This window comes from Pseudarthrobacter linnaei (genome assembly GCF_055412825.1).
In genome coordinates this window covers 136,714-150,247 of sequence record NZ_JBVAYX010000002.1, presented here as the reverse complement: position 1 = coordinate 150,247, position 13,534 = coordinate 136,714, and the positions used below count along the sequence as shown (strand labels likewise).

Below are 13,534 nucleotides of genomic sequence, written 5' to 3'. Positions count from 1 at the left end.
ACTGGCACGGTGCTGAAAGAATTCTGGGACTCCGCGCCAACCACCTACAAGGTGCTCGTTTTCACTGCCATGGGTCTGCTCGGCATCGGCATCGTCCTGAACCTGGTCGGCAACAGCTCCGGCAACCAGGACCTCGCCGTCGCCTCCCTGGCCGTGATTGGACTCGGCCTGGTCCTGCATATCGCCGGGATCGTTGTCCGCGGCCAGACGATCCGCAAAAACTTCAAGAGTTAGCGGCGGCGTTCCGGAGCACATGGCTGCGGGCGTGCGCCACGGCCTCGGGCAGGGTCGTGAACAGGTGCTTGTGGTGCCGCAGCGAGCGGATCACCCCGACGTTGGTCACGAGCTCCAGGTGCTGCGGCTGGACGCCCTTCAACAGGACCGTCACCCCGCGCAGCTCCAGTGCCGAGATGACCTCCACCAGCGTATGGGCCCCGGTGGCGTCGAGCATCCGCACCTGTGAGAGCCTGATGATGGCCACCTGGATGTCCTTGACCTGGCTGATTTCCTGCAGGACCCGTTCCGCGGCGCCGAAGAACATGGCCCCGTCCAGCCGGAAGATGGCGATGTGCTCATCCCCCTCCTCGCGCGGACCCGGAATCTCCTCGCGCTTGACCCCGCTGAGCGACGCGAACTTCCGCAGCGTGAAGATGGCCGCGGCGACCAGCCCGATCTCGATGGCCACAATCAGGTCGAAGGCCACGGTGATCAGGGCAGTCAGGACAAACACGAAGGCGTCGGCGCGGGTGGAGCCCATAATGGCGGTGACCGTGCGCCGGGACACCATGCGGGTGGCCGTGACCATCAGGATCCCGGCCAGGACGGCCAGCGGGATCTTCCCGACCAGGCCCGCCGCCAGATAGATGATGGCCAGCAGGACCAGGGCGTGCACAATCGCGGAGAGCCGGGTCTTGGCTCCGGAGCGGACGTTGACCGCGGTCCGGGCGATCGCACCCGTGGCCGGCATGCCGCCGAAGAACCCCGAGGCGACCGAGGCGAGTCCCTGCCCCATCAGCTCCCGGTCCGGACTGTACGCCCCGGAGGGCCTCCCGTCAGGGCCGACCATGCCGGCGGCCACCCGTGCGGAGAGCAGGGACTCGATGGCGGCCAGCATTGCGATGGACACCGCAGGCATCAGCAGCGCGCCCAGCAGGGCCGGATCCAGGGACGGCACCGACGGTGCGGACAGGGAATGCGGCAGGGCGCCGATCCGGGGAATGTCCAGCTGCAGCAGCTCGGCGGCCACGGTGGCCAGCAGCACCGCGATCAGGCTTGCGGGCAGGGCCTTGTTCAGCTTCGGGAGCAGCAGCATCACGGCCGCCACCCCGGCGACGACGCCGAGCGTCTGAAGGACGGTGGGCAGGGTGGCCTGGGAGGCGCTCTCGACGGCGGCCAGCAGGGTGTTGTGGCCCGGCACTGCCGAGGTGCCGGTGGCCAGGGGCACCTGCTGGAGAAAGATGATCGCGGCGATGCCGAGTGTGAAGCCCTCCACCACCGGCCACGGGATGAAGGCTACGGCCCGGCCCAGCCCGCTGATGCCCAGGATAACCACCAGCAGCCCGGCCATCAGGGAGACCAGTGCGATGCTGCCGACCCCGTGGACGGCGACGACCGGGGCGAGCACCACCACCATCGCGCCGGTGGGGCCGGAGACCTGGACGTGCGAGCCGCCCATGACCGCGGCGACCAGCCCGGCCACGACGGCGGTGATGAGTCCGGCTTCGGCGCCGACGCCGGAACTCACTCCGAAGGCCAGTGCCAGCGGAAGGGCCACAATCCCCACGGTGATGCCCGCCAGCAGATCCGTTTTCCAGGAGGAGCGCAGCCCCTCGTAGTCACGGCGCGACGGCAGGAACCGGGTGAGGATGCCCGGCGAGGCACTCATGAAGCAGATCCCTGCAGATGCTCGCTGGGGAGTCCCTGGGCGAGTTTGAGCTGTTCGTTGGAATCGGCCAGGGTGTCCAGGAGGAAGGTCCGGGCGATGGCCAGCAGTTCGGCGATCTTCGGGTGGGCCAGCCGGTAGGTGACGGTGTTCGCAGTCCGGGACGAGGTCACCACCCCATGCCGCCGCAGGGTGGCGAGGTGCTGGGACAGGTGGGATGCCTCGAGGCCCGTCGTGGCCAGCAGGTAGCTGACGGGAGCGGCGTTGTCCGGCGCGGCGGACAACAGCTCGAGCACGCGGATCCGCGCCGGATGGGCGAGCGCCTTGAACAGGTTCGCTTTGATCTCGTACAAGGGGGTCTGCGCTGGTGAAATCATCGCTGCCTGGGCTTTCTCGTCACTGCGGATCCGGGAACCAGTAGTGAATTGATGAAATGATGTTTTCATCATACCGCATGGCCGTCATCCCGTGCGGTCCCCTGTCATCCGCGCGGGCGCCCGGAGGCCTGCCGCTAGGCTGGAACCCATGACTATCAATCCGGATCTGCAGGGGCGCAGCTACCCTGCCAAAGAGGTGTACGACGTCGGCCGCGAGAAAGTCCGCGAGTTCGCCCGGGCGGTCAAAGCCACCCACCCCGCCCACTTCGAGGTGGAGGCGGCCAGGGCGCTGGGGCACCGCGACCTCGTGGCGCCCCCGACTTTCGCCATCATCGTGGCGCAAAGGGCCGACGCCCAGTTGATCGAGGACCCCGACGCCGGCATCGACTTCTCCCGCGTCGTCCACGCCGACCAGCGGTTCATCCACCACCGGCCCATCGTCGCCGGGGACCAGCTCGTCGCGGAACTGCATGTCGACGGCGTCCGGGCCATGGGCGGGGGAGCCATGATCACCACGCGCTCGGAGATCTTCGCCCTGCCCGCCGGTGCCGCAGACGCCGGTGCCGGCGTCGGTACAGCAGACGACGCCGGGCGCGAGCCCGTCGCTACTGCCACCTCGTCCATTCTGGTCCGCGGAGAGGGACAGTAGCCATGACACCCACACTTTCGGACCTCGCTGTCGGCCAGGACATCGGCAGCCGCAAAATCGACGTCACCCGCACGGACCTCGTCAAGTACGCCGGCGCCTCCGGCGACTTCAACCCCATCCACTGGAACGAAGCGTTCGCTACCGGTGTGGGGCTGCCCGGCGTGATCGCGCACGGCATGTTCACCATGGGCTCCGCCGTCCAGCTCGTCACCGACTGGGCCGGCGACCCTGCCGCCGTCGTCGATTTCCAGACCCGCTTCACGAAACCGGTCCCGGTGTCCGACACCACGGGAACGGCCGGGCCCGGCGCCGTGATCGAGGTCAGCGGCGCCATCGGGGCGATCGACGCCGACAGGGGGACCGCCCGGGTGGACCTGACCGTCACCTGCGCCGGCCTGAAGGTGCTCATGAAGGCCCAGGCCGTCGTCAGGCTGGCCTAGCCGCATGGCCTTGCCGTGAGCGTAAGCACCGGACAGGCCGCGGAGGTCACGCACTGGCGGAACGCCGTCGTGGCCGCCTACGCGTTCAGCGGCATCGCCTTCGCCACCTGGGTGTCCCGGCTGCCGGCCATCCGGGACGGCCTGGACCTTACGCCCGGCAACGTCGGGCTGCTGCTGCTGTGCATGACCCTGGGCTCCTTCATCTCGGTCTCCGCGTCCGGGCTGATCGTGCTGCGGTTCGGATCCCAGCAGACCATCCGGATCGGCAGCATCATGGTGGGCGCCGGGCTGGTCCTCACCGGCCTGGGAACCTCGGTCCTGGTCAGCCCGCCCGCCGTCGCCGCGGGGCTCGCCGTCATCGGCCTGGGCACGGCCAGCTGGAACACGGCCTCCAACGTCGAGGGGGCCGCGGTGGAACGCGCCGTCCGCCGGCACATCATGCCGCGGCTGCACGGATCGTTCAGCCTCGGCACGGTCGCCGGCGCAGGGGCGGGCGCCTGGGCTGCCGGGGCCGGTGTTCCGGTCTTCGGGCACTTCGCCGTGGTGGGGCTGCTGGTCGCGGGCTCCGTGGCCACCGCCGCCGCCTGGTTCCGAGCGGACATCACCCCGGTGGAGGGCGGGCCGAGCTTCCGGCCGGCCAGGCCCGACACCTTCGAGGACCCCTCCACCGGACCCATCCCGATCATCGCCCCGGCCACGGACCGGCCCGAGGCCCCGCTGGACAACAAACGCCAGATCGCCCTGGCCTGGCGGGACCGCCGGACGCTCCTGCTGGGGGTGCTGGTGCTGGGACTGGCCCTCGCCGAGGGGGCGGCGGGGGACTGGGTGGCACTGGCGCTCGCCGACGGCCACGGCCAGTCCGACGCCGCGGGCGCCGCCGGGTACGGGCTCTTCGTCACGTTCATGACCGTGGGCCGCTTCGCCGGCACCGTGGTGCTTGACCGCTTCGGCCGGGTCCCGGTGATGCGCTGGTGCGCGGCCCTGGCCGTGCTGGGCCTGGGCCTCTTCGTCTTCGCTCCGGTCCCGTGGGTCGCGTACGTGGCCCTCGCGGTCTGGGGGCTCGGCGCCTCGCTGGGCTTCCCGGTGGGCATGTCCGCCGCCGCCGACGATCCGCGCAAGGCCGCGGCCCGGGTCTCTGTGGTCTCCACGATCGGGTACGGCGCGTTCCTCTGCGGGCCGCCCCTGCTGGGCCTGCTGGCGGAGCACGTCGGCATCCTGCACTCCCTGCTGGCGGTGATGGTGATGCTCGTGGTCAGCTTCCTGCTCTCCCCGGTGGCCCGCAAGACCGGGTAGTCCGCGGCCCTGCTTAGGGGAGTCCGGCGTTACCCGGTTAGGCTGGTCAGGTGACCCAGACACTGCTTTCCGCCCTGACCACGTCCGCCGTCGGCGGCCCCGCCGGCAGCTTCATCGAAGCCCGCACCGAGGCAGAGATCATCGGGGCCGTCCGCTCGGCCGACGCTGCCGGTGAGCCCCTGCTGATCATCGGCGGCGGCTCCAACCTGCTGGTGTCCGACGACGGGTTCCCCGGCACCGTGCTTAAAATCGCCTCGGAGGGTTTAACTGTCAACGCGGAGGACTCCTGCGGCGGCGCCGCCGTCGTGGTCCAGGCCGGCCACAACTGGGACGCCCTGGTCGAGCACGCCGTGCGGCACGCCTGGTCCGGCATCGAAGCACTCTCCGGCATTCCCGGCGCCACGGGCGCCACCCCGGTCCAAAACGTCGGTGCGTACGGCTCGGACGTTTCCCAGACCATCGCCGCCGTGCGGACCTGGGACCGGCAGCGCAACGCTGTGCACACGTTCACCAGTTCGGAGCTGAAGTTCGGCTACCGCGATTCGATCCTCAAGCAGACCACCGTCAACGGCTCCCCGCGCTACGTCGTGCTCACGGTCGAGTTCCAGCTGCCGCTGGGCCGGATGAGCGCCCCCATCCGCTACGCCGAACTGGCCCGTGTCCTGGGCGTCGACGCCGGCCAGCGCGCCTATTCCAACGACGTCCGGCGTGAGGTGCTCCGGCTCCGGGCCTCGAAGGGCATGGTGTGGGACGCCGCGGACCGGGACACCTACTCCACCGGTTCCTTCTTCACCAACCCAATCGTGCCGGAAGCCGTGGCCGCGGGGTTGCCCGGGGACGCACCACGCTACCCGGCCGGCTCGGACGGGCTGACCAAACTCTCGGCGGCCTGGCTGATCGACCAGGCCGGCTACGGCAAGGGATTCGGACTTGAGCCGGGCAGCGTCTCGGGCGGCCGGGCCTCGCTGTCCACGAAACACACCCTGGCCATCACCAACAGGGGAAACGCCAGCGCCGCGGACCTGCTGGCAATCGCGCGGGAGGTGCGCCGCGGCGTCGTCGAACGTTTCGGGATCGAACTGCACCCGGAACCGCTGCTCATCGGCGTCGAGCTCTAGGAAACGGCCGGTCAGTTCCGTCCGCGGTGTCCGACGACCCTGCTGAACAGCACAAACGTGAAGCCGGACGCGGCCGCGCCCAGCAAGAAGACCTGGCAAAACGCCACGGACTGGGCGCTGGGTCCGCTGCGGAGCACCAGACCGGCGAGGGCGAAGACGACCGCCCCGGCCAGCAGGGCGACGGAGCCGAGCAGGAAACTCTGCACGGTGTCCGGAAACTCCCCGGAGTCCCGGCGGTCCGGTGCTTCAAGTGAATCAACGGCCCCCCGCACTTGAGGACGCGGCTGCACCGAGGCGGCCGTGACGAAACTGGCCACCGCCACGGCCATGGACGCCACCGCCACGAGCTGCAGGGTGCTCATCATGGGCGACAGCCGTGTCCCGCTCGCAATGGCAACGGCGAGCCCGGCGCCCATGCCGGCGGCGCTGGATGCCCAGCCCAGCAGGGCCAGCCGCCGGCTCAGGGGCCGCAGCAGCGGCCACATCTCACTCAAGGTCATCCATCAAGGGTAGGGAGTCCGGCTGGACGGCGGCTGGGAACCGCCCGCCAGGAGCCCTAGCATGGGTGCATGGCAGCAACAGCGCGTGCCCGGCTGGGCCGGGGGATCCTGGGACGGCTGCGGCTGGCCTCGCAGGGGCTGTCCGGGGCCGGATTCGGCAGCGTCCCGGCGGCTGTGCGCTGGATGACGGCCATGCAGGCGCAGGATCTGCAGTCCGCCCTCTGGGCTGTCGGCCAGCGTGTGCCGGGATCCCGCGCCGGCGATGTCCGCAGCGCCCTTGACCGCGGGGAAATCGTCCGCTCCTGGCCGATGCGCGGCACCCTGCACCTGCTGGCGCCCGAAGACCTGAAATGGATGCTGGGCATCACCTCAGATCGGCTGATCCGGGGCCTGGCCGGCCGCCACCGGGAACTCGGCATCACTGCCGCGGACATCGACGCCGCAGCGGTAACCGCGCTGCAGCTGGTCGCCGGCGGGGCAGCGGCCAGCCGGGCGGAGCTGTTCCAGGCCTTCGAACGGGCGGGCCAGTCCGCGGCGGGCCAGCGCGGCATCCACCTGCTGGGAATCCTGTGCCAGCGGGGACTGCTGGTGCAGGGCCCGCTGGCCGGCAACCAGCAGCTCGTGGTGGCCTTCGACGACTGGATCACGGAGTCCCGGACCCTGGACCGTGCGGAGGGCACCGCCGAGTGGCTGCTGCGGTATTTGCGCAGCCATGGGCCCGCGACGGAGCGCGACTTCTCCTGGTGGTCCGGCATTCCCCTGACGGAGGCCCGCGCGGCCCTGGCCCGGGTGCAGGACCAGCTGGCGGAGCTGAGGTTCGAGGGGACCAGCTACTGGATGTCCCCGGAGACGGCGGCGCTGCTCGACGAGGGCGTCCCCGCGGGGCGCCTGGTGCTGGCACTGCCCGGCTTCGACGAGTTCCTGCTCGGCTACACGGACCGGTCGCTCGTGCTGCCGCCGGAGCATGCGGACAAGATCGTCCCGGGCGGCAACGGGGTCTTCCGGAAGACGATTGTTGCCGGCGGGCAAATCGTCGGCACCTGGGAGGTCTCCCGCAGCGGACGGGCCGCGCTGGTCGTGCCTGAGCCCTTCGACGAGATCAACGGGCTGCGGCCCGCGGCCCAAAGATCCTTTGAGCTGCAGGCCGCGAAGTACCGGCGGTTTATCGGCACCTGAACGGAGCCGGTGAAGCCCTAGAGCTTGCCGGTGGCGATGTTGAGCATGCGGCGCAGCGGTTCGGCCGCGCCCCACAGGAGCTGGTCGCCCACGGTGAAGGCGCTGATGTACTGCGGCCCCATCTCCAGCTTGCGGATGCGCCCCACCGGGATGTCCAGGGTGCCGGAGGCCGCCACGGGCGTCAGGTTCGCCATGGAGTCCTCCTTGGTGTTGGGCACCACCGTGGCCCACTCGTTGTCCGCGTCCAGCAGCTTCTCGATCTCGGCGACAGAGAGGTCTTCGCGGAGCTTGAGCGTGAGCGCCTGGGAGTGCGAACGCATGGCGCCGATCCGGATGCACAACCCGTCCATGATGATGTGCTCATCTCCGGAGGTGCCGAGGATCTTGTTGGTCTCCACCCCGGCCTTCCACTCTTCCTTGGACTGGCCGTTGCCGAGGTCCGCGTCGATCCAGGGGATCAGCGACCCGGCCAGCGGGACGCCGAACTGGGTGGCGTCGATGTCGGTGCGCTGGTGGGCCAGGACCTTGCGGTCGATCTCCAGGATGGCCGATGCCGGGTCGTCCAGTTCCGTGCTGACCTGGGAGTTGAGCGTGCCGAACTGGCTCAGCAGCTCGCGCATGTGCCGGGCGCCGCCGCCGGAGGCCGCCTGGTAGGTCATCGAGGTGCCCCATTCGACGAGGCCGTTCTTGAACAGCCCGCCAAGGCCCAGCAGCATGCAGGAGACGGTGCAGTTGCCGCCAATGAAGTCCTTGGTGCCGTTGGCAAGGCCCTTGTCGATCACGTCGCGGTTGATCGGGTCCAGCACGATGATCGAATCGTCGTTCATCCGCAGGGTCGACGCGGCGTCGATCCAGAGGCCGTCCCAGCCGCGGCCGCGCAGCTCGCCGTGGACCCGTTTCGTGTAGTCGCCGCCCTGGGCGGTCACGATGATCGGCAGCTTCGCGAGCGTCTCGACGTCGAACGCGTCCTCGAGCCCGCCTGCCCCTGCAGCGAACGCCGGGGCGGCACCCCCCGCGTTCGAGGTGGAGAAAAATACCGGGTTGATGTTGGCGAAGTCGCCCTCGGCCTGCATGCGCTGCATCAGGACGGAGCCGACCATGCCACGCCAACCGACCAGTCCAACGGACGGAGTAGCTGCTGTAGTCATTGGTCCAGCTTAGACTTTGCTGGCTGCGGGACGCAGCCCGTTACGTCACGGACGCCGGTTTACGCAAAGTACGACGGCGGCCGGCACCTGCCGCACTATTCGACGGGCCGCGGGAGGTTCTTGGCCCTGTGCGGCGGGTGGCCGTTAGCGACGGTCGAACTGGCGGGCGGCGGGCTCGGGAATTCCCCGTTCCGCGCGGAGACGTCTTGCCTTGGAGGTTATGGCTGCCAACCGCACGGCATGCGCCACGCCTCCAATGGCAGCGACCGTTAGGACCAACGCACCCCAGAATGGATCCTGGCCCCGGGTGGTGGGACCGGCGAAAATCATGATGGAGAAGACGGCTGCGGCAGCGAAAAAGACGGCCATCACCAGGAAGCCGCCGGCAGACCGCACCTGGGGGTGGGAACTGGCGGTGACCGCTCCGAGTTCTTCCCGCGAATACCTGTGCAGTTCACCAGTCACGGTGGGGTGGACGATCCGCTCGCCATTCTTTGCAGCGGCCGCCCCGTGCCTGCCGTGCGCGTCACTGGGAGACGTGCCCGGCTCCTGGGTCAGGGACATGCCGCTCTGTCCGCAGCTTTTTGGCCCGGTACTCATCCCTTGCCATGCCGAAGGTGTACCAGGCTCCAAAACCTCCGAGCGCGGTGAGGAACAGCGCGCCCCAGAACGGCTGCTCACCGCGGCCCACCGGGCCCAGCAGGATCAGCAGGGAAAGGATAACCAACAGCCCCATGACGGTGGTGAGGATTCCCATGCCCCACCAGGTCCGGACCTGCACTTGTCCACGGCCGGGGGAAAAGCCGATTTCGTCGGCAGGATAGCTGTGCAGTTCGCCGGCGTCGGTCCGGCGCAGTACGCGCTTCTCTCCGCGCGCCAGCGCCCCCTTGTGTTCGGCATACACGTCATCGTTGCGGCGCTCACGCTCGCGATCGAAGGTCACAGTCCGTCCTGACGGATGATGCGGATCTGGTCAAGGAGGGCAGCATCGTCCAGGCCGGTGGTTTCAGCAATGTCCTTCTGCTCCGTGGTGGCCGTGCCGGTGGTCCATGATCCGCCACCGCCTTTCTTCACATAAAGGGTCTGTCCCGTGGAATCCTCACGGCGGCGAAGGGTGGCGCCGCCCTCTGGATGAGTGCGCAGGTGCTCTCTGATGACCATGAAGTTGGCCTCAGCAGCAGTTACGTCAGGCCTCTGCGCCATGGCCCACCAGGTGAAGTAGGCACGGGGCTGGAACAGCAGGTGGATGTCCTCGCTTTCCATAAAAATGACGCTGTCGCCACCCTCCGCCGTCAGCAGGGAGATCTCTATCCGGCGACTCGCGGAAGTGAGGACGGCGGCGACCGCAGCAGTGGGGCCTGCGACGGAGAGAAGACCGTCGCTTTCGGCCTTCGCCAGGCCGCGGGCCACCAAGGAGGACGCGCCTGCGCTCACCATGGTCGTATCGCTCAGATAGCCGTCCACCCTCAACGCCTCTGCGCTGAGCACCGCCCCCGCACCGCCCTTCAAGCTTGCGAGGGTCGCTATCTCAGCAAACCCGAAGCCGATGGCGTCCGGAGTAGCGGTGGATTCCGTTGCAGTTTCAGTCATCGTCGATACCTTTCATAATGAGCTCAGAACCCGAAGAAGTCGCCGACTGTGTCGGCAGCGTCCCCCGCGCCTTCCCAAGCTGCCTCGGCGCCGTCAGCGATGGATCCGCCGATGGCATTGACAGTCTCCTTGACCACCGGCACGTTGTCATAAATCGCGAGTGCCCCGGAGGCGACCATGGCCACTGTTCCCAAAGGTGGCGGTGCAAAGCTTGCCACTCCCAGGCCCGCCTTGATTCCCGAGTATAGGGCTGCGCCCCCGTCACCTTCCTTGATGTTGTTGACCGTGTCCAGCACGTCAAGGCCGACGCCGAGTCCGCCGAGGGCTTTTCCGCCGACCTCGAAAAATGCCGCTGCCTTCCCACCTTCGGCGAGGTTCAGGGCAGTATCCCACCTGCCGTCGAACAGCTCCGATGACGTGTTGAAATACTGGCTCAGCATGTTCGAGTCCTGGAACGCCTTAGCCACATTCCTGAAGTCCTTGGAGAAGAACTCGGAGAAGCTGTCGGCCTTCCTGATGAAATGGGGGAGGTCGAAGAGGCCGGCCCGGAGACTCGGGAGAGCCTTGGTGAGGCCATAGATGTCCCAGCCGTCGCGGAACGGGGAGTCCGGCTCGGTAAGCCAGTCCGGACCCCACGGGTCATTGCCGCCCGGGCCCGGGACCGGAGTGCGGGAACCGGGGGTGCTGGCGGGTCCACCCGAGCCGGTCCCGCCGGTCCCGTTCGAGCCGGCGGTGCTTGTCTTCTCCTGCTCGTCGGCGTTCGTCAGCAGCAGCTTCGATTCCTGCTTTAACCGTGATGCTGTCTGCTGCACCAGAACGCGATGGGTGCCGTTCCAATCGGACCGGAAGTGGTCGGCGTCGAGGCCTTTCCACGCCGGATTGTTATTGATCTGGTTGCTCAGCTGCGTTGACTGCTGCTGCAGCAGGTCCGCTGTCTTGCTGAACTGCTGCGCAAGAGTCCGCAACTGCGCCACGTCGGCGCCCCACACGTTTCCCGTCACCAGGCTTCCCCCCACTATTCGAACACCCCTGAGGGCTGCAACCTTAGCCTAAGGCAGGAGGCGGCCGGCCGCGATGGGGTGTCCTCCCCATGCGCCCGCGCAGGGCGAAAGCGCCGCAGGTGAACACCTCGTATCAATGGTGGTGACCACCGCGACGTTGGCGAGCTCCGTCGATCGGCGGAGAGCATCGCCGCCACCCAGGATCCACACGGTCTTGCCGCCGTCGTGAAACTGCGACTCAAGGAGCGTGTCATCCTAGGAGGGAACCACGACGGCGGCCTCCGCCTCAGGCGTGTCGGCCCAGCTGTTCTGCCGGTAATGACGATGATCGGCAGAGCCCGGGTCTTCTCATCCGCGCAGCGGCTGACTCGTTGTTCGATGATCTTCTCCCGGGAACGGGTGGCTGCTGTCGGGGAAGTTCCCCCGGGTCACCGGTATTCCGGCAGGGTGCTCCTCGAACCACCGGCGTGCCTGGTCGTCGGTGACAGCGAAGCGCGGTTTGGGCAGGCCCTTCAGGCGCCGCAGTTTGCCGGCGGTGAACTCATTTCTCAGTGTGCTCAGTCCCAGCAGCCATCCGCCGGTGAAAAGGGCGGTGCAGACCAGGAACAGCAAGGCCACGCCAAGATTCAGCCCCACCACAGCGATGACCAACATCACCGGGGCCAGAAGCGCCGGGATGGTCATCAGGGCCGTTACGATGACCAGACCGGTGACGGTATGGACCGAGTAGTTTCCGTAGGGCTGCGAGCCGCCGACGCCCCACTCCTCCCGGGTGTAGGCATGGATCGTGCTGTCCATCCCGGTGCCGTAATACCACGGACGGAAGAGCGCGGAACGGCGCTTCGACGACTCAACTGTCACCAGATACCGCCTGCGGGGCCAACGGTGCGGGGGAGGTTGCGCCCGTACCGGAGTTTCTCGGCCCGGCGCTCCTGCAGGTAGTAGCTCCAGCGCTGTAGATCAGTTGTTCTTCGGGCGGGGAGGGGACATAGCCGTCGCCCTGTGGATTGCGAGTGTGGTGTCTTCCCACGGGATTCCTTGCTATCGGGGCCGACCGCCGGGCCGGGGAGGTTGTGGGCGGGTCACTCAACTGGCCGCGGCAGGTTCCGAGCTCTGCGCAGCTTCTCTGCTTTGCGCTCATGGAAGTAGCTGGCCCACGCAAAGATGAAGGGATAAATGCAGGCGGGAAACACCCACCACACCCTGCCCGCGATGTCCCACGCATCCTGGATGATCACCTGGACGACGAAGTAGACCAGCCCCCCCATTGCTGCCGTCAGCAAGATTGCGAGGAACAGGAGGCCGTTGGGACTGCTGATCGGCTTGATGATTCCAAGGCCGTCGTCCTTGCGAACCCCGTACTCTTCGTCCGTGTAGGCGATTATCTCGCCGTTCTCCGCAAGGCGGTGGACCACACGCGCTTCCGGCGGTTGGTAAGGGATGTAGCCCGGTTCCTGGGGCACGTGCCGACTACGCCTGGCCACGGGACTCCTCAATGGCGTGCACGCTAGTCAACGGGCCGGGGCAGATTGCGGGCCTTGCGCAGCTTTTCGGCCTTGCGTTCCGAGAAGTAGCCGGCCCAGCCGGCGAACAGTGGATACAGGATCAACAGATACATCCACCAGATGTCGCCGAGAATCTCCCATTGGTCGGTAATCGCCATTTGCAGGATCCCGTACAGCATGCCGCCGAATGCGATGGTGATCAGGATTGCGAGGAACAGCAGACCACCCGATGAGTTCACGGGTTTAACGACGCCGAAGCCGTCATCCTTTTGGACCCCGTACTCCTCGGCGGTGTAGGCGACCAGCTCGCCGTTCTCAGCCAGACGGTGGATGACCCGCGCTTCGCTCGGCTGGTATGGCACGTAGCCGGGCTCCTGGGGCCCGTCCCGGCTACGCCTGGCCACGGATCCAGTCCCGGACGATTGAGCGGCGGGTGGGGTGCTGAGGGGTCGTGCCGCTGGCACGTCGAAGCCGCCCGCCGAATTAGTCGGCTCGACGCCACTGCCCGCTGAGCCTTTGTTGACGCCGTATTCCTCAACGGTGAATCCCTGGTTCGCGGCTTCCAGTTCGATCTGGCGCTTGTAGTGTCCCTTCCGGCGGAAACCCCCGGCGTGGGTCAGCAGCCGCTTGGACTCGGCCTTGTGGGCCAGTGCGGTCTTCTGGACCAGGGCGCGGTGGCTGCCGTTCCATTCGGAGGTGAACCGCGCACCGTCGGCACCTTTCCAGGCGGTGTTGTTGTTGATGGCCGACGTCAGTGTGGTCGACTGCTGCTGCAGTGACTCGGACCACTTGCCGAACTGTTGTGCGAGTGTGCGCAGCTGGGCGACGTCGGGGCCCCACAAATTTCCTGCCATA

At 67.8% G+C, this 13,534-nt stretch carries 17 protein-coding genes; 6 read left to right on the top strand and 11 right to left on the bottom strand.

Features of this window, described 5'->3' with window-relative positions; genetic code table 11:
- The first annotated feature begins 9 nt into the window (after positions 1-9).
- Positions 10-234, top strand: a complete 225-nt coding sequence (locus ACZYZ3_RS02635) for a DUF3188 domain-containing protein (protein WP_463962289.1) — start codon at positions 10-12, stop codon at positions 232-234.
- Here ACZYZ3_RS02635 and ACZYZ3_RS02630 read toward each other — a convergent pair.
- Both ACZYZ3_RS02630 and ACZYZ3_RS02625 read right to left on the bottom strand, forming a co-directional pair.
- Positions 224-1,885, bottom strand: coding sequence for a SulP family inorganic anion transporter (locus tag ACZYZ3_RS02630; RefSeq protein WP_463962288.1), 1,662 nt, complete (start codon positions 1,883-1,885; stop codon positions 224-226). The two genes, ACZYZ3_RS02635 and ACZYZ3_RS02630, sit on opposite strands and share 11 nt — an antisense overlap.
- Positions 1,882-2,259 carry an ArsR/SmtB family transcription factor gene (locus ACZYZ3_RS02625; protein WP_463962287.1) on the bottom strand — a complete coding sequence of 126 codons (378 nt, stop codon included), beginning with the start codon at positions 2,257-2,259 and terminating at the stop codon, positions 1,882-1,884. The genes ACZYZ3_RS02630 and ACZYZ3_RS02625 overlap by 4 nt, the downstream gene beginning before the upstream one ends.
- A 148-nt stretch (positions 2,260-2,407) precedes the next feature.
- On the opposite strand from ACZYZ3_RS02625, the gene ACZYZ3_RS02620 reads away from it, so the two are divergent.
- Genes ACZYZ3_RS02620 through ACZYZ3_RS02605 form a run of 4 tightly spaced genes read left to right on the top strand, consistent with a single transcriptional unit; the run spans position 2,408 to position 5,759 of the window.
- Positions 2,408-2,908, top strand: a complete 501-nt coding sequence (locus ACZYZ3_RS02620) for an FAS1-like dehydratase domain-containing protein (protein WP_463962286.1) — start codon at positions 2,408-2,410, stop codon at positions 2,906-2,908.
- A 2-nt stretch (positions 2,909-2,910) separates the two neighbouring features.
- Positions 2,911-3,348, top strand: a complete 438-nt coding sequence (locus ACZYZ3_RS02615) for a MaoC family dehydratase (RefSeq protein ID WP_463962285.1) — start codon at positions 2,911-2,913, stop codon at positions 3,346-3,348.
- Between the two features lie 15 nt (positions 3,349-3,363).
- On the top strand, positions 3,364-4,641 hold the full coding sequence (locus ACZYZ3_RS02610) for an MFS transporter (protein WP_463962284.1): 1,278 nt from the start codon (positions 3,364-3,366) through the stop codon (positions 4,639-4,641).
- Positions 4,642-4,691: 50 nt separating this feature from the next.
- Positions 4,692-5,759, top strand: a complete 1,068-nt coding sequence (locus tag ACZYZ3_RS02605) for a UDP-N-acetylmuramate dehydrogenase (RefSeq protein ID WP_463962283.1) — start codon at positions 4,692-4,694, stop codon at positions 5,757-5,759.
- An 11-nt stretch (positions 5,760-5,770) separates the two neighbouring features.
- Here ACZYZ3_RS02605 and ACZYZ3_RS02600 read toward each other — a convergent pair whose 3' ends face one another.
- On the bottom strand, positions 5,771-6,259 hold the full coding sequence (locus tag ACZYZ3_RS02600; protein WP_463962282.1) for a hypothetical protein: 489 nt from the start codon (positions 6,257-6,259) through the stop codon (positions 5,771-5,773).
- A gap of 69 nt (positions 6,260-6,328) precedes the next feature.
- On the opposite strand from ACZYZ3_RS02600, the gene ACZYZ3_RS02595 reads away from it, so the two are divergent.
- A complete protein-coding gene (locus ACZYZ3_RS02595; protein WP_463962281.1) occupies positions 6,329-7,435 on the top strand; it encodes a winged helix DNA-binding domain-containing protein in 1,107 nt (368 codons plus the stop codon).
- Between the two features lie 17 nt (positions 7,436-7,452).
- Here ACZYZ3_RS02595 and asd read toward each other — a convergent pair whose 3' ends face one another.
- The 8 genes from asd to ACZYZ3_RS02555 form a co-directional block, all read right to left on the bottom strand.
- Positions 7,453-8,583 carry an aspartate-semialdehyde dehydrogenase gene (asd, locus tag ACZYZ3_RS02590; RefSeq protein ID WP_463962280.1) on the bottom strand — a complete coding sequence of 377 codons (1,131 nt, stop codon included), beginning with the start codon at positions 8,581-8,583 and terminating at the stop codon, positions 7,453-7,455.
- Between the two features lie 144 nt (positions 8,584-8,727).
- Positions 8,728-9,147, bottom strand: coding sequence for a hypothetical protein (locus tag ACZYZ3_RS02585; RefSeq protein ID WP_463962279.1), 420 nt, complete (start codon positions 9,145-9,147; stop codon positions 8,728-8,730).
- Positions 9,110-9,526, bottom strand: coding sequence for a hypothetical protein (locus ACZYZ3_RS02580; RefSeq protein WP_463962278.1), 417 nt, complete (start codon positions 9,524-9,526; stop codon positions 9,110-9,112). The genes ACZYZ3_RS02585 and ACZYZ3_RS02580 overlap by 38 nt, the downstream gene beginning before the upstream one ends.
- Positions 9,523-10,173, bottom strand: a complete 651-nt coding sequence (locus ACZYZ3_RS02575) for a hypothetical protein (RefSeq protein ID WP_463962277.1) — start codon at positions 10,171-10,173, stop codon at positions 9,523-9,525. Before ACZYZ3_RS02575 ends, ACZYZ3_RS02580 begins: the two co-directional genes overlap by 4 nt.
- Positions 10,174-10,196: 23 nt before the next feature.
- Entirely contained in the window at positions 10,197-11,174 is a 978-nt protein-coding gene (locus tag ACZYZ3_RS02570) for a WXG100 family type VII secretion target (RefSeq protein WP_463962276.1), read from the bottom strand.
- Positions 11,175-11,522: 348 nt separating this feature from the next.
- Positions 11,523-12,035 (bottom strand): hypothetical protein, encoded by a 513-nt coding sequence (locus ACZYZ3_RS02565; protein ID WP_463962275.1) that lies wholly within the window; start codon positions 12,033-12,035, stop codon positions 11,523-11,525.
- Positions 12,036-12,256: 221 nt separating this feature from the next.
- The gene (locus tag ACZYZ3_RS02560) at positions 12,257-12,637 is read right to left on the bottom strand and encodes a hypothetical protein (RefSeq protein ID WP_463962274.1); all 381 of its coding nucleotides are present in this window, start codon (positions 12,635-12,637) and stop codon (positions 12,257-12,259) included.
- Positions 12,638-12,681: 44 nt separating this feature from the next.
- Positions 12,682-13,533: a WXG100 family type VII secretion target gene (locus ACZYZ3_RS02555; RefSeq protein WP_463962273.1), complete on the bottom strand. Its 852-nt coding sequence runs from the start codon at positions 13,531-13,533 to the stop codon at positions 12,682-12,684.
- Position 13,534: the final 1 nt, after the last annotated feature.